This is a genomic window from Bradyrhizobium sp. WSM1417 (assembly GCF_000515415.1).
Taxonomy (GTDB): Bacteria; Pseudomonadota; Alphaproteobacteria; order Rhizobiales; family Xanthobacteraceae; genus Bradyrhizobium.
Genome location: NZ_KI911783.1, coordinates 5,742,085 through 5,761,031, shown reverse-complemented (window position 1 = coordinate 5,761,031; position 18,947 = coordinate 5,742,085). Strand labels below are relative to the sequence as shown.

Here is an 18,947-nt window from a genome sequence, read left to right as displayed (position 1 = left end):
CGTCAACCATCTGGCGCGTCATTTGCAAGCAAACGTTTTGGCGCGCGCCTTCTCACGCGCGTCATGGAGCTCGGGTAAAGCAAAAATAATTTTTGCAGCTTAGGGAACTCGCGCGCCGGAACGCGTTATATGAGAATTACCGGGCTGGTGGGACGACGGACATGCGTATCTTGGTGTCGGCTGTGGTGCTCTCGTGCTTCGTCAGTTTGCCGTGCGCTGCCCAAACAATCCTCAAATCCGAGCCTCTGATGCTGGCGCCCTATGAGGTGGCCTTCGTCAAGGACGCCTCGTGCTCCTCCGGCAAGGTGCTGAAGGTCACCGGCGCAATCCGTGGGCTGCATCGCCGGAAGGCCTGCGTGGCTCTGGCGGGCGAGCAGGCCTCGCTCGCGGCCGCGACGCCCTGAACTTTTCCTGAACTCTGGCTTCCCACCTTTGATCCGTCTTCAGGAATTCAGCTCAAGCTCCATCCTGGCCTGGCGATCGGCCTCGGCCTTGTTTCGGGCCGGGTCCTCGCCCTGTGCGGGCCGGCAGGGCTTGATCTCGTAATCGTTGTCGAGCACCCGGCGTGGCCCGGGGCGGTTGTCATCCGCGGATACGTCCACGACGAGGCCGCTGCGCTGCGCGAGCCTCCAGACGTCGGACTCATCAGGATAGGCCTTGCTGATCTGGGCGTCGTTGCAGAACAGGGCGTAGGGCATTCTTCCCGCTCCCGGAAAGCGCGTTAACGACTTTGCGGGGGAGGGGTTCCGATTGCCGGTCGATCACGCGGCCGTGATCGGGGTCGCCGGGGCCTGAGTCCTTAACGAGTCCTGAATCCCGAAAAAAAGAATCCGCGGGACTCATTTGGCGGAATCAGGGGATGTTTTCGGCCATGACGACGGACCTTAAAACCTCTTGCGGGCACATGTTGCTGCCCCTCACGCTGGCCCTGTTCGGCGCCTGCGCGGCCAATCTCTGGCTAGTGTGGTCCTGGCTGTAGCCCGCGACGGGAGGCCCCGGCTTTACGTTTCAGCCGGTGGCCGGGGGGAGGCGTCGCGAATGGCGGCGCGCAGTTTGGTCAGGGTGGCCGCGCAATACTCCTCGCGCTCGCGCTCGAACCGCTCCTGATGCTTGCGGAAATTGGCGATGCGGGCCTGCATCTCGGTGCGCACGTCGTGGCTCGCCGCGCGCTGCGGCGGGAGAGGCAAGGGTTGGGGCGGAAGCGGCTTGCTCTCGACGACGGTGTTGACGGGGACGATCTGCACCGACGCGGCCACTGTCGCCATCGGGATCTCCGGTGGATGCAAGTCATCCTTTTTGCCGGTTACCGATTGGACGAAGGCCATTGTCTGCGCGATCAGCGCGTCGCGTTCCTTGATCCACTTCATGGTGCACCCCTGTCGGGGTCATTCCAGCAAAGCTGGCCGGCCGAATCAAGAAGGTGTTAGGTGGGGGATTGCATATTTTTCCCGGCCGCCCGACAGTGGGGAATGGATGCCAAAGCAGACCATTCAGCCGAAGCCGAGGGCTTGAGGCTCGTCCGCGCGTTCCTGTCGCTGCCGCCCGACAAACGGGCGGAGGTGATCGTGTTCGTTGAGGAGTTGGCCCGCGCCAAACGCGGTCCCGAGGAGGGCGCCGACGTCTCGCCGGGGTGAGGGCTAGCGCTCCCGCGGATTGAGGTTGGGCTCGAACGGAGCTCCGACTACCCGAACCGGCGTCGGAGCGGTCAGGTCGATCACTGCCGTTTGAGCCTGCCGCTTTGCCGGAGCCGGTTCGAGGAGCGCAATTGCCGCGGCCAAGGCGCTACAGCACAGCGTTACCGCCGCCAGCAGAAACATGTTTCGGTTTTCTTCCCTGATCCGCATGGGCCGACAACGGACGACGTCGGCGACCGGTTCCGGTTTTCCAAGCCCGGCTCATACCCCGGAATAGACTGAAGCTTACGCGAAGCTTACGGCGGAAGCCCAAATAGTTAGTTTTTCGTAAGACTACCCGGAACATTTGGCATCAAATCTTAACATCAGCCGGTTCCAATGCACGGTGCTGGGAATATGCATCGGCAGAAAATTACGGGGGCGGCTGCAATGAGCGTTTTGAACAATCTGAAAATCGTGTGGAAGGTCGCGCTCATCGTCGCCGTGATGGGCTTTGCCATGGTCGCCGTCGCGGGCTTCGGCACGCGCGAGCTCTCGGCAACGGTCGACGGCTTCGCCGAGCTTTCCGCAGCACAATCCTCAGCGCTCAACCTGACGCGGGCCCAGCGCCGCGCAGAGACCTATCATGCCGCGCTCTATGCGGTCTTCACCGAGGCGACGGAGGCCGGCAACGCCAACCGTCTCAAGACCGCGACCCAGAACCGCGACGAGATCCGCCAATACCTCGAGGCAGCCGAGCAGGACGATCCAGCGCGCGCGAGCCAGATCAAGAGCATCGGCGACCAGTTGAAAGCCGTGTTCGCCGGCTGCGATCCGGTGCTGAAGGCAGGCTCGCTCGCAAGCAGCCCGGAAGAGAACGCCAAGGCATCCGAACGCGCGCACAAGGAGTGCGACCCGGTGATGGATGCGGCCTTGGGGCGCATTGCCCAGTTCGTCGGCGAGACCGCACAGGCGGTCGCCAAGCGCAAGGACGCCATCAACCGCGATGCCAGATCCGCGACCTGGACCGTGATCGGCGTCAGCGCCGGCGGCCTGATCCTAGGTATCGCGATCGCGCTGTTCATCGGCCTCAATGCGATGTCACGGCCGATTGCCCGCCTCAAGCTCGCCATGGAGGGCCTTGCCCGCAACGATCTCACGACCGAGGTGCCCGAGAAGGACCGCCGCGACGAGATCGGCGACATGGCGAAGACGGTCGAAATCTTCAAGACCAACGGGATCGAGGTCGAGCGCCTCAAGGCTTCGCAGGCCGAAGTGGAGAAGCAGGCCGCCGATCAGCGTAAGCGCGACATGATCAACCTTGCCGACGGCTTCGAGCGCGCGGTCGGCGAGATCATCGAGACGGTAGGCTCGGCGTCCACCGAGCTCGAAGCGTCGTCCTCGACGCTGGCCACCACCGCGCAGCGTGCGCAGGAGCTCACCTCGGTCGTCGCGGTCGCCTCGGGTGAAGCCACCAGCAACGTGCAGTCGGTTGCGACGGCCACGGAGGAGCTGTCCTCCTCGGTCAACGAGATCAGCCGCCAGGTGCAGGAATCCGCACGGATGGCTGGCGAGGCCGTCACCCAGGCGCGCACCACGACGGTGCGCGTCAGCGAGCTCTCCGTTGCGGCGACGCGCATTGGCGACGTCGTCGAGCTGATCAACACCATTGCCGGCCAGACCAACCTCCTGGCGCTCAACGCCACGATCGAGGCGGCACGTGCCGGCGAGGCCGGCCGCGGCTTCGCGGTGGTCGCCGCCGAGGTGAAGACGCTGGCCGAGCAGACGGCCAAGGCAACCGGCGAGATCAGCCAGCAGATTTCCGGCATCCAGACCGCGACCCAGGAATCCGTCAACGCGATCCGCGACATCTCCACGACCATCGAGCGGCTCTCGGAAGTGTCGTCGACCATTGCCGCGGCCGTCGAGGAGCAGGGCGCCGCGACCCAGGAGATCTCGCGCAACGTGCAGCAGGCCGCCCACGGCACCCAGCAGGTCTCCACTAACATCGCCGACGTGCAGCGCGGTGCGGCCGAGACCGGCTCGGCCTCCTCGCAGGTGCTTTCGACCGCCAAGACGCTGGCGACCGACAGCAACCGGCTGAAGGACGAAGTCGGGAAGTTCTTGCAGACGGTGCGCGCCGCGTAGGTCTGCGCGGCGGCATCCATCCGCCGCGCTGCGCACTCATCGCGCCAGCAGAAATCCCATTGCGATCGCGAACAGCACGGCTGTCATGACGACGGCCGCCGCCGCGCCGGCGGCGATCCTGGCCTTCTCTTTGGCTGTGGTGGGGCGCATGGGGGCTGCAATCTACCTCATGTTGAACTCTGATCCAATCTGTGATCAGTAGCCGCGCCCGCGACGCGCGCGGCCAAGATGTGTTGCCGAAGGTCGACCATGAGCGACGATGTCAGCGATGGCTGGGCCGCATCCGCGATGGCCTGGATCGTCGAGCAGGGCGAGGACGGCGACTATGGCCGCCGCTTCGTGCTGGACGCGCCGATGCGGGCGCGGATCGAAGGGCGAGGCTTCCGCAATGCGCTCGACGTCGGCTGCGGGGAGGGGCGCTTCTGTCGCATCATGCAGCGCGCCGGTATCCGCACCACTGGTGTCGATCCAACCGAAGCGCTGCTCGCGCGTGCCATTGAGTTGGACCCGCGGGGCGACTATCGGCTCGGCCGAGCCGAGACAATGGATTTCGGCGCGGAGTTCGATCTGGTCGTCAGCTATCTCAGTTTGATAGACATGCCCGATCTCGCTGGATCTATCGCGAGGATTGTGGCGGCGCTGCGGCCGAGCGGTACGCTCTTGATTGCCAACCTGACCAGCTTCAACACCGCCGGTCCGCCCGAGGGCTGGACGCGTGACGGCGAGGGCGTCTTGCGCTTCGTCATCGATCATTACATGGAAGAGCGGCCGACCTGGGTGACATGGCGCGGCATTCGCGTCCAGAACTGGCATCGTCCGCTCTCGACCTACATGACGCTGTTGCTCGATCGTGGGCTCCAGTTGCGCCTGTTCGTCGAGCCGCAGCCCACGGGCGGCGACCCCGACAGGAATGCGCGTCATCGACGGGTGCCCTTCTTCCACGTCATGGAGTGGCAGAAACCGGCTTGAGACGGTCTTTGGACGCAAAGTTCTACCTGCTAGCGTGTTGACGACGGAATCATGGTCTGAGGTCTGCCCGGTGATCGTCAAACGTCCACCCGTGCTCGCTCACGAACGCTTCGTCGCCGACCGCGCGAATTTTGCTGGCCTCGACCTGGCCGCGCGGTTCGAGCACATCGAAAAGACGAACCTGTGGGGTGCGGCCAGTTCGGTGTCCGGCCTCGGCTCGGAGGACCCCGCGACCGCCGCGATCCGGGAGGTGCTTTCTCCCCTGCTGCAACGGCTCGGCGCGCACTCGCTGCTCGATGCGCCCTGTGGGGACGCGGGCTGGATCGGCCGCATCAAGCTGGATCTCGACTACACCGGCATCGACATCGTGCCGTCGTTGATCGAAGCCAATCGCCAGCGCGTCGCGGCCGGCGAGTTGTCCGGCCAGTTTCTCGTTGCCGATATCACGCGCGATGCGCTGCCGCGCACGGATGTCGTTCTGTGCCGGGACTGTCTGGTGCATCTGAGTTTCCAAAACATCGTCCGCGCCGTCGCGAACTTTCGCGCCAGCGGCGCGCATTTTCTGCTGGTCACGACGTTCCCTGAATGGGACGACAATCGCGATTGCGAGGACGGCGACTGGCGGGCGCTGAACATGGAGAAGGCGCCGTTCGACTGGCCGGCGCCGCGCGCGCTGATCAACGAGCGTTGCGAAGAGGGCGGTGGCGGCTGGCGCGACAAGAGCCTCGGGCTGTGGGCGATGGATGAACTGCCCGATCGTGTCCTCACGGCCCGGAGGATATGACGGACGCGGGCGGAACGTCCGTTGCGTCAGTGATTGCCGTCGCGCTATACTTTGGGTTGCATGATGCCGTCTCGCATTGCGGTGACGATGTTGGAGCACGCCATGAGACCGAGTGTCGTCGCCGTCGCCATGCTGGTCTGGTGCTGCGCGCCCGCGCTGGCGCAGCAGGACGGTGCTGTGCTCTACGCAAGCCACTGCGCGCAATGTCACGATGGCGGTGATGGTCAGAGCCGTGTGCCAGGCCGCGGTGCCATGCAGGCGATGTCGTTCGATCATGTGCTGGGAACGCTGAATTCTGGAAGCATGGCGGCGATGGCGAAGGACCGCAGCGACTCGGAACGGCGCGCGATTGCCGCCTTCGTCACCGGCAAGGCCGCGGTGGGCGATAATGCAGTCGATGCGGAGGGACGCTGCACGCAGCAGGTCAATTTCTTTCCGCAACCGCTCGATGGTCCGCGCTGGAATGGGTGGGGCGTCGACACTGGCAACAGCCGCTTCCAGCCGGCCGACATGGCCGGCCTGACCGCGGAAGAGGTGCCGCGCCTGCGGCTGAAATGGGCTTATGCCTTTCCCGGCGCATCGGTGTCGTTTGCGCCGCCGACCATCGTGGGCGGTCTGCTGTTTATCGGCGGCACTGACCGCAAGGTGCACGCGCTCGACGCGCGAAGCGGCTGCACGCTGTGGACGCTGCCGACCGATGCCGCCGTGCGCGCGGCGATCAGCTTCGGGCCGCTTCCAGGCACCGATCAGTTCGCGATCTTCTTCGGTGACCTGCGCGCAAATGTCTATGCGGTGAACGCACTGACGGGCGCGCTGATCTGGAAGACGAAGATCGAGGAGCATCCGGCAGCGCGCATCACCGGAGCGCCGACGCTGCATTCCGGCGTGCTCTACGTCCCGGTCTCCTCCCTCGAGGAGGCCTCCGGTTCGCAGGCCAGTTATGGATGCTGTACTTTCCGCGGCAGCGTGGTCGCGCTCGAGGCCGTGACCGGCAAGCCGGTGTGGCAGGCCTACACGATCCCCGAGGTGCCGCATCCGACCGGCAAGAATGCAAGAGGCACGCAGCTGTTCGGCCCGTCCGGCGCGGCGGTGTGGTCGGCACCGACGATTGATCCGAAACGCAATGCCGTCTACGTCGCGACCAGCAATTCCTATTCGAATCCACCGGCCGCAACCGCCGATGCGGTCCTCGCTTTCGAGCTTGCGACCGGTAAGCTGCTCTGGAAGCAGCAGGCGACCCCGAGCGACGCCTTCATCGTCGCGTGCTTCGGCGCGGACAAGACCAATTGTCCTGAAGATCACGGGCCCGACCACGATTTTGGCCAGTCGCCGATCCTCGTGACCTTGCGTGACGGCAGGCGCGTTCTTGCCATCGCGCAGAAGTCCGGCGTCGTGCACGCGCTCGATCCTGATGATGGCGGCAAGATCCTGTGGCAGACGCGGATCGGGAAGGGCGGTGCGCTCGGCGGCAGCGAGTGGGGCTCGGCCGCCGACCAGGATCGCATCTATGTCGCGAACTCCGACGTGCGGTTCCTGCGCGATGGTACGCGGCGGCTCGATTCCACCCAAGGCGGCGGTCTGTTCGGCCTCGACCTCGCCAGTGGGAAAATTGCGATGGAAGTATCTCCTGTCGCCTGTGGCGATCGCCTCCAATGCAGCCCCTGCGCTATCGGCTGCCGTGAGCGTGATCCCAGGCGTCGTGTTTTCCGGCGGCGTCAGCGGCTTTCTGCGCGCCTACGCGACAGCCGACGGAAAGCTGTTGTGGGAATACGACACTGCGCGAGACTATACGACGGTGAACGGCGCCCCTGCTCATGGCGGCGCGATCGACGGCCCCGGGCCGATCATCGCCGGCGGAATGCTCTACACCAATTCCGGCTACGGCCAGTGGGGCGGCGTCGCCGGCAACGCACTGCTGGCGTTCGAGGTTGCGAAGGAGTGAGGCACCGTCCTGGATTGCCCGTGCTCCAGCCGAGCGACAGAACCTATCAGCCAACTGAGGAGGAAGGAGTTTCGATGATCGGCGCGAGATGTCGTTGCGGCGCTCTGGCGCTGTCGCTTCCGGGACCGTCCAGCCTCGTCGTCGCCTGTCATTGCATTGATTGCCAGCGTCGAACGGGCGCGCCGTTCGGCGTCGGCGCGTTCTATCCGGCGGAGGGCGTCACGATCTCAGGGACGTCGAAGGAGTACGTCCGGACAGCCGCGAGCGGCGGCAAGGTCCGCAGCTATTTTTGCCGCGAGTGCGGTTCGACGGTCTATTGGAAGGCGGACAATCTGCCTGCGATGATCGGCGTTGCCGTGGGCGCGATCGCGGTTCCGGACTACCCGGCGCCCATCCGCTCGGTTTTCGAACAGTCGAAGCATGCCTGGGTGGAAATATCAGGCGCCGAGCACTTCCAGCAAAGCAGCGCGCCGAAGCATTCGAAGTGAGAGTTGCGCGCGAAATTTCGTGTCAAGGCTTCGCGGCGAAATGAATTCACGCCGCTCCCGTGTGGTTCCGCCGAGAGGTTGGAATTTGCGGCAGTCCCTCTGCTGCGGGTGAGACAATAGCTGGCGGTCCGGATTGGAACGAACGTGACAAAAACTCGTTTGCCGACCGGAGCTAACGATGAATAACGCGGAAATCTTTGAACCTTTCTTGAAGCGGTTGCGGGTCAGTACCGAAATTGATGAAGAGGACGAGGCCGCTATCCGTGATCTGCCGATCACGGCGAAACGGATGGCTGGCGGTCAGCCGGTCGTTTCTCTCGGAGATCGACCTTCGGCATGCTGCCTTGTTGTTGATGGCTTTATCCTGCGATCGAAGATCGTCGGCAATGGCCACCGCCAAATCATGGCCTTTCACCAACCCGGCGACATTCCCGATCTGCAGGGCCTCTTTCTGCATGTGATGGACCATGACGTCAGCACGCTTGGCGATAGCGTTCTCGGCTTCATTCCGCATGCAGCGGTGCGCTCACTGATAAGAAAGCGGCCCAACGTGGCCGAAGCGCTTTGGCGCGATACACTGACCGACGCCGCGATCTTCCGGGAGTGGATTTGCAATGTTGGTCAACGCGAAGCCACAAGCCGCGTGGCGCATCTCGTGCTTGAGCTTTACACCAGATTAAAGGCGATCGGCCGAGCGGACGGCCTGTCCTTCGATTTTCCGGCCTCTCAGGCACTCCTCGCCGACGCCGTCGGCACCAGCGTGGTTCACATGAATCGCGTCGTTCAGCAGCTGCGTGCTCAGCGCGTGTTGGACCTGGAGCGGGGAAGAATATCGATCCTTGATGAAGCGAGGCTGCGCGAAATAGCAGATTTCGACGTGCTTTACCTTCATCTCAATCCGTCGCTCTGAGCCATGAAGTTCTACTTCGATATCAAGGACGACTTTTTCGCTGCGGTTGACGAGGATGGGGTGGATTTGCCCGGCCCCGAAGCCGCCGAACGAGAGGCGATCGCAATGGCGACCTCGATTGCCAGAGACGTCGCGTCGGCAAAGGGGGCGCAGGTCCTCATTACAGTGAGGAACGAGAAGCACCCGCTGCTCGAGTTGAGTGTAACCGTCGCTCGGAAAGCTCTGAGGTGATTGCCTCGGAAATCGATTCTCGCCGCTGTCGGCGTCCGAGGACGTTCAAGAGACCCTTATCCGTCGGGGTAAGGAATGCCCGATCTATAAGGCCGCGGTGGCGGCAGTATCCGACCCGCCGTGAACGCGATTTTTCCAAGTCGAAAGGGCCGGATTGTGTTTTCTGGCCCCTGTCGCCCCGAGAGTGAGTAGAATTTTTTCTTCGCCTTCAGCGCACCTTAAAAAAGGTGCGGTCTCACCAGAAACAATCCCTCGGCCCCCACGCTTGTAGAGAATTGGCCAGGAGGATATGCCATGCATAAGTCAGCATCAGCGACCGTTCTGTTCCTCTCCTCTTTTCTCGTCTCCGGCTTCGCCTTTGCTCAAGAACCACAGACTGGGCCCGGATCGAACGAAGTTCAAACCACTCCTGTTCAGCCAGACCGTACGCCGCAGCAGTCCGATCAGGCACGCGAGAGGGAGCGTAAGAGTGCTGAAGACACTCGTGTGAAGCGAGACTGGACAGCACAGCGCGATGAGGATCGCGCGGGTATGGACCGAATGCGTCCGGAGCATATGAGGCGCATGATGGAAGATATGGATCATCGCACCACAGGCGGCAATTGGCGGATGCAGCGCGATGATGAAGATATGGATCGTCGCTCGCGATACCGCGATGAGGATCGGCCGCGCCGACGTGTCAAGATCTGCTTTGAATATGAAAACGGCGACGAATTTTGTCGTTACCGCGACTGAATTGACGGCCTGATCTCCCGATGGTCGCCACGCCGCCGCAAGCACTCGATCTTGAGCCGAGTAATCCTGGGGGAGGGGTCAATCGGCTTGCCGGCGGCCCACGCTCGTTCCACGATCGGCAGAGCAGCCTGTTGGCCGCAGGATCAGGGCCTCATCCGTTGCTTTGGGCTCAGCCGCCTGCTTGGCGAGAATAGTGGCCGTTGAGGAGCGCGCCCGAGCGACGGCTGGGGCTGGCCTTCGATCGACACCGCCCCTTTTCAGGCGCTTGTGGTGAGTGGCTCGACCGGGGGAAAAAGCCGCGCCTTCGGTGAGCGCGGCTTTTCTGCTATTGGACGTCTCACCAGTGGTGACGGTGCCAGCGGTGCCGCACGAGGGGATACGATCCGCGGTAATAGGCGTAAGCGGGCCGCACGGCTCGACGGTACCGGTAGCCATAGGACACCGGCGCCGTGTAGTAGGTCGTGGTGGCGTAACCACCACCCCAGCGATAGGGCTCGTCGTAGCCGTAGTCGTAGGCGTAGGGTCCGCCGTAATAGCCCGCTCCATAATAGCGGGGGCCACCGTAGTAGCCGTAACCAGGCCCCCATCCATACGCCGACGAGGCAAGCCCGCCGATTACGGCGCCGGCCAGCAGTCCGCCGGCGATGCCGGGACCCCAGCCACCTCGCCAGTGAGCTTCGGCAGGAGACGTGGCGGCCACCGAGGACAGACCAAGAGCGCCGACCAGCAGCGCCGACATCGCGATCTTCTTCATCGAGATTCCTTTCACATTGCTCGCGCCCCACGGACAACGGGAAAATCCGGCAATGGTTGCAGCTGCACCCGGCGACGAGCAGGTTTTGCATTTCGAAACCGGTGCCCGCGCCCATGTCGCTTGAAGACCTACTATCGGGAAAAACCGGAAACTTTCCAGAACGCCTTGAGTTGGCAGCGACTGGATTTGGTCTGCGGAGAGAGTGAGTATGGTCGACGAAGTCGTCTTGAAGAACGCCACGGAGACCGCCTGGACGGTGTATCGGGCGCGGCACCCGGAGGTCGATGCGCACGACAGCCGGCGGTGCCTGCTGGAGCGCCACCTCCACAGCAGGTCGGAGGCGCGCGAGAGCGACACCGAAGAACTCGCTGGCTTCGGGATAGCCTACTTGCAACGGCTTCCGCGAGACGAATGTTGACGGCCCTGAAAATGCTTGCGGCGCGAGTGGCTCGCGAAAGCATAAGACCGGCCTGGACGCTGCTGGCGGTTTCATTCCTCATTTCCGCGGCTGTCGTGACAGTCCTGCGGTTCGTGTTCGGGGCCTAACCAATGCGGATTGCCCAGCTTGCGCCGTTGGATCGAGAGCGGACCTCAAAAGCTTTACGGCCGGCACCGAGCGCGTGATCGCCTGGCTGGTGGACGAACTGGTCGAACTCGGGCACGGCGTGTCCCTGTTTGCAAGCGGGACTCCAAGAGGAAGGGAAGCTCCACGCCATGTGGCCGCGCGCGCTTGCTTCTGGGGCGGAAGGGTGCGGGTCCGAACGCCGCGTCTTCAGCGGTTGGACAGACGGGTAGCCGTGCTCGGTTCGACTTCATTAGCCTGATCGAGCGGGAATGCGGCCATGTCGGTGTGTACGCCGACCAGAAAAACCAAGGCTACATTTCCGGGTAAGTCATTGTAAACTGGTGCCGGCTGAGGGGATTGAACCCCCGACCTTCGGTTTACAAAACCGCTGCTCTACCGCTGAGCTAAGCCGGCGACGCCTGGAGAAGCGGGACAGGGCCGGCGTATGCCGGGGCTGTCCGCCCATGCGCGCCGCAATACCAGACTTGATTGGAAAGTGCCAGAAGCCGCGATCCCGACACAGACATGAATCAGGCGGCCCGAGGGCCGCCTGATCTGTCGCGTCGGTTCAGATCGCCTTACTGGCAGATGTGGCGACGGCCGTCTTGGCCCTTGAACCAGGTGCCGGGCGTGCAGACGAAGCCGTTGCGCTGGGCGTAGGTGCGGGTGTCCCAGCCACGATTATCCCAACCGCGGTTGTCCCAACTATTGTCGTAGGCATAGGCGTCGTTCGTGGCGCGGAACGGGGCGGTTGCGATCGCGCCCGCAGTCCCGATGGCCGCGCCGGCCACGCCAGCGGCTGCTCCGACTGCGCCGGCGGCGACGTCGGTCGGCCAGAAGCCGGTGCGGCTCCTGTTCCAGTCGTTATTCCAATCGCCGTTGGTGGTCTGGCGATAGGACACGCGACGATGCCGATAGCCGCTGTCGGTGTACGGATTTCCCGGTCCGACGTTCTGGCAGTTGGCGTTGGGGAATTGCGCCGCGCAGCGGCCGGGATTGGTGATCACGGCCTGCGCCATGGCAGAGCCCGTCACCAGGGTCGCCGCAATCGCCGTGGCCCCGAGAAGTCTGATATTCATGATTGTTGGCTCCCATTTTGTTGACGGGGGCTAAACGCCGAAGACGCCGGACGTTCCGCTGAAACCGGCGGATTTTTGTCAGCAACAGTCAAACGGAAGTGAGCACGCGCCATGTTCCGGACTGCCGGGTCCGGCGGCGTTAATGCTTCACTAGTTCGCTTTAGAGGATTTGAGCGGCGCGCAATCCTTACACATTAGGCTTACCGGCAATTGGTGAGGGGGCCTTAACCCTCTCTGCGTCGCTATCGGGTAGGTTCGTCGCCGGATAAATGGGATCCCCTCATGCGCGCATCCGCGCTCGCTGCGTTTCTGATCGGACTGCCTGCGACGGCGTTTGCCGGCGGCGGCTTCGATATCGTCGTTCCCGGCCGGCCGGGCGTACCCATCATCATCAACAACATCGACGCGTCCTATGCCGTGGTCGAGGGGACCTGGGGCTTGGGGAAAAACGTCCAGGTGCAGCCCACGATCTATGGCGGGCGCTATGTCGCCGAGCGCCAGCCCGCCGACGTCGGCCACTACTACCCGACGCTGGGCCTGCGGCCCGGCTATGGTCGGCTCGAGGTCGAGCCGCCCGCGAACCGCAAATTGCCCAAGCCCGCCGAGGGTTATTACCAAAGCTGGGGCGCGCAATCGGCGCCGCTGCCGCCGCAGATGGACGTGCCCGTCAATCCGCCGCCGGTGATCCTCGCGCCTGAGATCAACGACCAGCCGCGGCGTCCTCGGCCGCGGCCGCGTGCAGAGATACCCGGCAGGCCGCCGGGTTAAGAAACGAAAACAACAAACGACAATCAACAGGAGAGAGTAATGCGTCAGATGATTTCGGGACTGGTCGCGGCGGCTGCCGTGATGTTCGCCGCCACCGCGCCCGCCGCGGCCTGCGGGTTCGATCCGTGCCAGCCGGTCGCGCCGGTCTATTCCGGCTGCAACACCGGTTGCGGCGGTTACGGGGCCGGCTACGGCTACGGCTATGGCGCCTATGAGCGTCTCGCCGAGCCCGCCACGCAATATTATCACGTCAACCAGGGCCCGACCTACACCGGCCCGGGCGCCTTCGCGCCGTATCCGACCTATCGTGAGGACGCGGTGGTTGCGCCCGCCAATTACGGCTACGGCCGTGGCTATGGCTATGGGCACGGCTATGGCTATCGCGCTGCCGCGGTCGAAGCGCCGGCCGCCTATCCCTACCGCCGCCCATATTACCGTCCGTATCGCTACGGCTACGGCCCGCGCGCCGGCTATCTGCCGCGCACGCACTACGGCTACGGTCCGCGCTACGGCTACGCCCCGCGCCATGCGCCGTATTATGGCGGCCACCGCGTGCTGCGTCGCTATTACTGATCGCTTGATCGGTTGAGCCAACGAGACGCCCGTCCGCGATGCGGACGGGCGTTTTGTTTTGTTACCGCTTCATCAGCCCGAGCCGGCTGGCGCCGACATAGAGCGAGAGCACGGCGGCATTCGAGACGTTGAGGCTCTTGATCTCGCCGGGCATGTCGAGCCGCGCCACGACGCTGCAGGTCTCGCGTGTCAATTGCCGCAGGCCCTTGCCTTCCGCGCCCAGCACCAGCGCGAGCGGCTCGCGCAGGGTGACCTCGGAAAGATCGGCGCTGCCTTCACTGTCTAGCCCGACGGTCTGGAAGCCGAGCTCGTTCATCGTGGTCAGTGCGCGGGCGAGGTTTTGCACCGTCACCATCGGGACGAGCTCCAGCGCGCCGGAGGCGGCCTTGGCCAGCACGCCGGTCGCTTCCGGACTGTGGCGCGCGGTGGTGACGATCGCCTTCACCGCAAACGCCGCCGCCGAGCGCAGGATGGCGCCGACATTGTGCGGGTCGGTGATCTGGTCGAGCACCAGCACGATGCCGTCCTGCTCCAAATCCTCGATGTCGGGCGAGGGCAGGGGATCGGCCTCCGCGAGCAGGCCCTGGTGCACCGCGTCGGGCGACAGCAGCCGGTCGATCTCCTGGGGCCGGACGATCTCGGGCGTGACCGGGATCGCGATGTTCTCGTCCGCCAGGCGCCTTGCGGCGTTCTCGGTCAGCGTCAGCTTGCGGATCTGCCGCTGGGGGTTGGCAAGCGCCATGGTGACGGTGTGCCAGCCATAAAGGATGACGGGACCGTCGGTGTCCGAATCGCGATCGCGCCGGGCCGGACGCCCGGCCGATTTTCCGGGCCTGTTGAAGGGCTTAGACCCGCCGCGGGGGCCCCTCGGGTTGAATTTTCGATCCTTCATGGGCTCGCTTGTGTCACGGGTCCCGGAATATGGCAATTTGGGTGGCTTCGGGGGCGATTTTAGCTGTTCGCCTCGGTTGACTTTACCCCACCGCTTCGCCGATAACCGCGCCCGGTCGCGCCCCCATCCGGGCTGTCGCGGCCTTCACGTTCCATGGCCGTCTTCGGTCGCCGGCAAGGTCCGGCCCGATTGTGCTGCCGTCGAGCGGGGGAGTGTCCCGAGTGGCAAAGGGAGCTGACTGTAAATCAGCCGCCTTATGGCTTCGCAGGTTCGAGTCCTGCCTCCCCCACCACGCTTCGCCCTTCGGGCTTCGCGTGGCGCAGCCAACGTGATGCGCGAAGGACGGAGCGTGGTGTCCGGCGAAGCCCGTAGGGCGAAGACGGACTGAAGCGGATCCGATCGCCTTACCCCATCATCTCTCGCACCATCGGCACCACCTTCCGCCCGTAGAGCTCGATGCTCTTCATCAGTTTCTCGTGCGGCAGCGGGCCCGCCGAATACTTCAATTGAAACCGCGAAATGCCGAGCGCTTTCGCCGTCTTGGCGATCTTGCGCGCGACCGTCTCCGGCGAGCCGACATAGAGCGAGCCGTGCTCGGCCTCCTTGACGAACTCGTCGCGGCCCATCGGCGGCCAGCCGCGTTCCTTGCCGATGCGGTCGCGCATAGCCTTGTAGTCGGGCCACAGCTCCCCGCGTGCCTGCTCATCGGTCTCGGCGACATAGCCCGGCGAGTGCACGCCGATCGGCTGGGCCGGGCGGCCGAACTCCCTGAACGCGCGATGATAGAGATCGACGAAGGGCGCGAAGCGCCCGGGATCGCCGCCGATGATCGCGAGAATCAAGGGCAGGTCGTAATGCGCCGCGCGCACCACCGATTGCGGACTGCCGCCGACGCCGATCCAGGTCTTCAGCGTGCCGTTCTCGACCGGGGGATAGACCAGTTGATCCCTCAGCGGCGGACGCAGCTTGCCTTCCCAGGTCACCGGCTTCTGCGACAGCAGTGCCGCGAACAGATCGAGCTTCTCCTCGAACAGCTCTTCGTACTTGCGCAAATCAAAGCCGAACAGCGGGAAGGATTCGGTGAACGAGCCGCGGCCGAGGATCACCTCGGCGCGCCCGTTCGAGAGCGCATCGAGCGTGGCAAAGCGCTGGAAGACGCGGATCGGATCGTCCGAACTCAGCACCGTCACGGCCGAACCGAGATGGATGCGGCTGGTCCGCGACGCGATGGCGGCCAGCACGGTCTCAGGGGAGGAGATCGCGAAGTCGGCGCGGTGATGTTCGCCGAGGCCGATGAAGTCGAGGCCGAGCTCGTCGGCGAGCACCGCCTCGTCGACGACGTTGCGGATCGCTTGCGCGTGCGGAACCATCGCGCCGGCGGCGTCCTTGGTGACGTCGCCAAAGGTGTCCAGTCCGAATTCGAGCGGTGCGGTCATTGATGAGATCTCTGCGGGCGCGGCTTGCGCGCCTGTCACTGGGGGAGGGATTGCTTTGATTTGAGCTAAGCAGCGGGGACTGGTGCACAATGCTGCTTCGAGAAACCCATTGTTTCTCTTTTTCATGGTGTCGGGGGCCCGCTACCCGCGGCTTCAGTCGGACCTGGCGAACATCTCGACCAGGGTGTCGCGCAGCCAGCGCTGCGCCGGTACGGTGTCGTTGCGCTGGTGCCAGAACAGGCTGACGATGCGCGGCGGCGCCTTGAGCGGAATCGGCATGGCGTGCATGAACGGCGCGTGCCGGGATTGCGAGCGCAAATCGCTCGGCAGCACCGCGATCAGGTCGGACTGGCGCACGACCTCATAGGCGGCGCTGTAGTGATTGACGGTCGCGACCAGGTTGCGCGACAGCCCGCGCGAGGCGAGGAAGAGGTCGTAGGACGGCAAGGTCTTGCCGGCGAGGCTCACATCGACATGCCCCGCATTGAGGAAGCTGCGCGTGCTCAGCCGCTTCATCGCCGCGAGCGGATGGCCGCGCCGCATGAAGCAGGCATAGTCGACGGTCCACAGCGAGCGCGAGCGGATGGCGGCCGGCTGCTGTGCCTCATTGACATAGACGCTGAGCACGCAATCAACGCGATTGTCCTCGAGCTGGTCGGCGATCTCCACGACGGTGTTGGGGACGGTGTGGATGCGCGCCTTCGGCGCGACCTTGCCGAAATGATTCAGCAGGTTCGGCATCACCAGCGAGGCGACGTAATCCGACATCGACAGGCTGAACTCGGTCTGTGCACGGCGCGGATCGAACACCTGCTCGTCGAGCGCGCCGCGGACGGTTTCGAGCGCTTCGCCGATCGGCTCCCACAGCACCACGGCGCGTTGGGTCGGACGGATGCCGGTGCCGGACCTGACGAACAGGGGATCGCCGAGCGCGTCCCGCAGGCGTGCGAGCGCGTTGCTGACCGCCGGCTGCGTCATCAGAAGCGCGTTGGCGGCGCGCGTGACGCTGCCCTCGGTCATCAGCGCCTCGAACACTTTCAGCAGGTTGAGGTCGAGCTTTCGGAACGACAGAACATTCACCACAGTGATGCGCTAGATCATGATTATAAATTATGACGATAATATCGCCTTGTCTATGGTTCCCCCAGGGAATGAGCGGAGTGCCGGGCCGCCAGACAGAGGGGACTTTCATGTCGATGATCTCGGCGCGCATCGAGCGCCTTCCATTTGCGCGCTTCCACGGGCATCTGCTGGTGATGGGCGGGCTCGGCTACATGTTCGACGCGATGGACGCAGCCGTGCTGGCGTTCATCCTGCCGGTGCTGCGCACGACCTGGAATCTGTCGAGCGTCCAGATCGGCGTGCTCGGCAGCAGCACTTATATCGGCTTCCTGTTCGGCGCGCTGCTGGCGGGCACGCTGGGTGACCTGATCGGCCGTCGTGCGGTGATGATGTCGGCGCTGGCGCTCTATTGCGTCGCATCCATCGTCAGCGCGGCGGTGAACGACTGGTCGTCCTTCTTCGCCGCCCGCGTGGTCGCGGGCATGGGCACCGGCGCGGAGAGCGCAATCATTGCGCCCTATCTGGCGGAATTCGTCGCGCGGCGTTACCGCGGCAGCTTTACCGGCGCGCTGGCCGGCTTCTTCTCCTTCGGTTTCGTCGCGGCGGCCTTGCTCGGCTATTTCATCGTGCCCGCTCATGAGAACGGCTGGCGCATCGTTCTGGTCATCACCGCAGTGCCGGTCGTCATGCTGCTGTGGTGGCGCAGGGCGCTACCGGAATCGCCGCGCTGGCTGGAAAGCCGGGGCCGGGAGAAGGAAGCCGCAACCGTGCTGGACAGAATCGAGGCCGGCTTTGCGAGCCAAGGCCATGTCCTGCCGCAACCGGTCGTCGAAGCCACGGCGCCTGCCGTGACTGGTGGGACGCTGCTTGCCAATTTCGCAGCGCTGCTCGCCGGCCGCCAGGCGCGCATCACCATCATGACCTGGATCATGTGGCTGACGATCACGTTCAGCTACTATTCCTTCTTCGTCTGGATCCCCGGCCTTCTGGTCCAGAACGGCATGAGCATCACCAAGAGCTTCGCCTATTCGATCGCGATCTATTGCGCGCAAATTCCCGGCTATTTCAGCGCTGCGTACTTCAACGAGCGCATCGGCCGGCAGGCGACGATTGCCTCCTACATGGTGCTCGGCGGCGCCAGCGCGCTCGGACTTGCATTCGCGCAGAGCGACCAGCACATCATGGTCGCCGGAATCTTGCTGTCCTTCTTCATGAACGGCACCTATGCGGGCGTCTATGCCTATACCGCCGAGGTATTTCCGACGGCGGTGAGAACCACCGGCGCCGGGCTCGCCTCCGCGATCGGCCGCATCGGTGCGATCGTCTCGCCGATCCTGGTCGGCTACCTCTATCCCAATTTCGGCTTCGCCGGCGTGTTCGGCCTCACCACGAGCGTGCTGCTGCTAGGCGCGCTCACCGTGGTGCTGATGGGGGTGCCGACGCGCGGCCGTTCGCTGGAAGAGATCGCGGCGGGCGAAGTCGCATGAGGGGGACGAAACACCGATCCGATCCGCTGCTCTGCGCCGTGGCGGCCGCGCAGGGCAGGCCGGATCAGCCGGATGCCCTGTATTCGGCACTGGACGACGCCTTGAAATCGGCGATCGGGCACAAGCTGTTCACGATCCTGACCTATGACGACGACACGCGGGACGCAGCGCGGGTGTATTCCAATCTGCCCGGACCTTACCCCGCGGGCGGACGCAAACGCCTGGCGCCGGGGCCATGGACCGGGGCCGTGCTCGACCGCGGCGAGGCCTATATCGGCCGCACCCGGGACGATCTGCGCGAGGTGTTTTCCGATCACGAGCTGATCGCTTCGCTCGGCTGCGAGAGCGTGCTCAACATGCCCGTGCGCTGGTGCGGGCGCACGCTCGGCTCGCTCAATCTGCTCCATGAGGCAGGCTGGTACGGCGAGGACGATATCGCTGCGTGTCTCCCATTCGCCCAGCTCGCTCTGCCCGCGCTGCTCATCCAGTCCTGATCAGACAGGAAGTCGTC

General features: G+C 64.3%; 21 protein-coding genes, 2 tRNA genes and 1 pseudogene. 16 read left to right on the top strand and 8 right to left on the bottom strand.

What is annotated here, in order from left to right; all coding sequences use genetic code 11:
• The first annotated feature begins 161 nt into the window (after window positions 1-161).
• A complete protein-coding gene (locus BRA1417_RS0128310; RefSeq protein WP_027518667.1) occupies window positions 162-404 on the top strand; it encodes a hypothetical protein in 243 nt (80 codons plus the stop codon).
• Window positions 405-443: 39 nt separating this feature from the next.
• Here BRA1417_RS0128310 and BRA1417_RS0128305 read toward each other — a convergent pair whose 3' ends face one another.
• Both BRA1417_RS0128305 and BRA1417_RS0128295 read right to left on the bottom strand, forming a co-directional pair.
• Window positions 444-698 (bottom strand): hypothetical protein, encoded by a 255-nt coding sequence (locus tag BRA1417_RS0128305; RefSeq protein ID WP_027518666.1) that lies wholly within the window; start codon window positions 696-698, stop codon window positions 444-446.
• Between the two features lie 303 nt (window positions 699-1,001).
• The gene (locus BRA1417_RS0128295) at window positions 1,002-1,367 is read right to left on the bottom strand and encodes a hypothetical protein (protein ID WP_027518665.1); all 366 of its coding nucleotides are present in this window, start codon (window positions 1,365-1,367) and stop codon (window positions 1,002-1,004) included.
• 102 nt (window positions 1,368-1,469) lie between these two features.
• Here BRA1417_RS0128295 and BRA1417_RS45000 point away from each other — a divergent pair, with 102 nt between their 5' ends.
• From BRA1417_RS45000 to BRA1417_RS44340, 9 genes and pseudogenes are all read left to right on the top strand, one after another.
• Complete coding sequence (locus BRA1417_RS45000; protein ID WP_198034863.1) at window positions 1,470-1,634, top strand: hypothetical protein; 165 nt, start codon at window positions 1,470-1,472, stop codon at window positions 1,632-1,634.
• Between the two features lie 429 nt (window positions 1,635-2,063).
• Window positions 2,064-3,761: a methyl-accepting chemotaxis protein gene (locus BRA1417_RS0128285; RefSeq protein ID WP_027518664.1), complete on the top strand. Its 1,698-nt coding sequence runs from the start codon at window positions 2,064-2,066 to the stop codon at window positions 3,759-3,761.
• Between the two features lie 249 nt (window positions 3,762-4,010).
• Window positions 4,011-4,730 (top strand): bifunctional 2-polyprenyl-6-hydroxyphenol methylase/3-demethylubiquinol 3-O-methyltransferase UbiG, encoded by a 720-nt coding sequence (locus BRA1417_RS0128275; RefSeq protein WP_027518663.1) that lies wholly within the window; start codon window positions 4,011-4,013, stop codon window positions 4,728-4,730.
• A 70-nt stretch (window positions 4,731-4,800) separates the two neighbouring features.
• Window positions 4,801-5,514, top strand: coding sequence for a class I SAM-dependent methyltransferase (locus BRA1417_RS0128270; protein WP_035968839.1), 714 nt, complete (start codon window positions 4,801-4,803; stop codon window positions 5,512-5,514).
• 60 nt (window positions 5,515-5,574) lie between these two features.
• Window positions 5,575-7,065 (top strand): annotated as a pseudogene (locus BRA1417_RS45725) (PQQ-binding-like beta-propeller repeat protein); the annotation flags it as partial.
• Between the two features lie 465 nt (window positions 7,066-7,530).
• Complete coding sequence (locus tag BRA1417_RS0128260) at window positions 7,531-7,944, top strand: GFA family protein (RefSeq protein WP_027518661.1); 414 nt, start codon at window positions 7,531-7,533, stop codon at window positions 7,942-7,944.
• Window positions 7,945-8,122: 178 nt separating this feature from the next.
• Window positions 8,123-8,854, top strand: a complete 732-nt coding sequence (locus BRA1417_RS0128255) for a Crp/Fnr family transcriptional regulator (RefSeq protein ID WP_027518660.1) — start codon at window positions 8,123-8,125, stop codon at window positions 8,852-8,854.
• Window positions 8,855-8,857: 3 nt separating this feature from the next.
• Window positions 8,858-9,085: a hypothetical protein gene (locus tag BRA1417_RS0128250; RefSeq protein ID WP_027518659.1), complete on the top strand. Its 228-nt coding sequence runs from the start codon at window positions 8,858-8,860 to the stop codon at window positions 9,083-9,085.
• A gap of 294 nt (window positions 9,086-9,379) precedes the next feature.
• Complete coding sequence (locus tag BRA1417_RS44340) at window positions 9,380-9,820, top strand: hypothetical protein (protein ID WP_156948953.1); 441 nt, start codon at window positions 9,380-9,382, stop codon at window positions 9,818-9,820.
• A gap of 337 nt (window positions 9,821-10,157) precedes the next feature.
• Here BRA1417_RS44340 and BRA1417_RS40945 read toward each other — a convergent pair whose 3' ends face one another.
• Window positions 10,158-10,574, bottom strand: a complete 417-nt coding sequence (locus BRA1417_RS40945; RefSeq protein ID WP_035968838.1) for a hypothetical protein — start codon at window positions 10,572-10,574, stop codon at window positions 10,158-10,160.
• Between the two features lie 208 nt (window positions 10,575-10,782).
• Between BRA1417_RS40945 and BRA1417_RS0128230 the strand changes: the two genes are divergently transcribed.
• Window positions 10,783-10,992 (top strand): hypothetical protein, encoded by a 210-nt coding sequence (locus BRA1417_RS0128230; RefSeq protein ID WP_027518656.1) that lies wholly within the window; start codon window positions 10,783-10,785, stop codon window positions 10,990-10,992.
• Window positions 10,993-11,478: 486 nt separating this feature from the next.
• On the opposite strand, the gene BRA1417_RS0128220 is transcribed toward BRA1417_RS0128230, so the two are convergent.
• Window positions 11,479-11,553 (bottom strand) — tRNA-Thr (locus BRA1417_RS0128220).
• A gap of 164 nt (window positions 11,554-11,717) precedes the next feature.
• Entirely contained in the window at window positions 11,718-12,218 is a 501-nt protein-coding gene (locus tag BRA1417_RS0128215) for a hypothetical protein (protein ID WP_035968836.1), read from the bottom strand.
• A 282-nt stretch (window positions 12,219-12,500) separates the two neighbouring features.
• Here BRA1417_RS0128215 and BRA1417_RS0128210 point away from each other — a divergent pair, with 282 nt between their 5' ends.
• The gene (locus BRA1417_RS0128210; RefSeq protein ID WP_027518654.1) at window positions 12,501-12,986 is read left to right on the top strand and encodes a hypothetical protein; all 486 of its coding nucleotides are present in this window, start codon (window positions 12,501-12,503) and stop codon (window positions 12,984-12,986) included.
• Window positions 12,987-13,025: 39 nt separating this feature from the next.
• Entirely contained in the window at window positions 13,026-13,559 is a 534-nt protein-coding gene (locus BRA1417_RS0128205; protein WP_027518653.1) for a hypothetical protein, read from the top strand.
• 61 nt (window positions 13,560-13,620) lie between these two features.
• Here BRA1417_RS0128205 and rlmB read toward each other — a convergent pair whose 3' ends face one another.
• Window positions 13,621-14,451, bottom strand: a complete 831-nt coding sequence (gene rlmB / locus BRA1417_RS0128200; protein WP_027518652.1) for a 23S rRNA (guanosine(2251)-2'-O)-methyltransferase RlmB — start codon at window positions 14,449-14,451, stop codon at window positions 13,621-13,623.
• A gap of 206 nt (window positions 14,452-14,657) precedes the next feature.
• On the opposite strand from rlmB, the gene BRA1417_RS0128195 reads away from it, so the two are divergent.
• A tRNA-Tyr gene (locus BRA1417_RS0128195) sits at window positions 14,658-14,743 on the top strand.
• A 112-nt stretch (window positions 14,744-14,855) separates the two neighbouring features.
• Here the strand turns inward: BRA1417_RS0128195 and BRA1417_RS0128190 are convergent.
• Entirely contained in the window at window positions 14,856-15,887 is a 1,032-nt protein-coding gene (locus BRA1417_RS0128190; protein ID WP_027518651.1) for an LLM class flavin-dependent oxidoreductase, read from the bottom strand.
• 153 nt (window positions 15,888-16,040) lie between these two features.
• The gene (locus tag BRA1417_RS0128185) at window positions 16,041-16,970 is read right to left on the bottom strand and encodes a LysR substrate-binding domain-containing protein (RefSeq protein WP_371260005.1); all 930 of its coding nucleotides are present in this window, start codon (window positions 16,968-16,970) and stop codon (window positions 16,041-16,043) included.
• Between the two features lie 107 nt (window positions 16,971-17,077).
• On the opposite strand from BRA1417_RS0128185, the gene BRA1417_RS0128180 reads away from it, so the two are divergent.
• Together BRA1417_RS0128180 and BRA1417_RS0128175 are read left to right on the top strand one after the other, a co-directional pair.
• Window positions 17,078-18,436, top strand: coding sequence for an MFS transporter (locus BRA1417_RS0128180; RefSeq protein ID WP_027518649.1), 1,359 nt, complete (start codon window positions 17,078-17,080; stop codon window positions 18,434-18,436).
• Window positions 18,433-18,930, top strand: coding sequence for a GAF domain-containing protein (locus tag BRA1417_RS0128175; RefSeq protein ID WP_027518648.1), 498 nt, complete (start codon window positions 18,433-18,435; stop codon window positions 18,928-18,930). Before BRA1417_RS0128180 ends, BRA1417_RS0128175 begins: the two co-directional genes overlap by 4 nt.
• Window positions 18,931-18,947 lie beyond the last annotated feature (17 nt).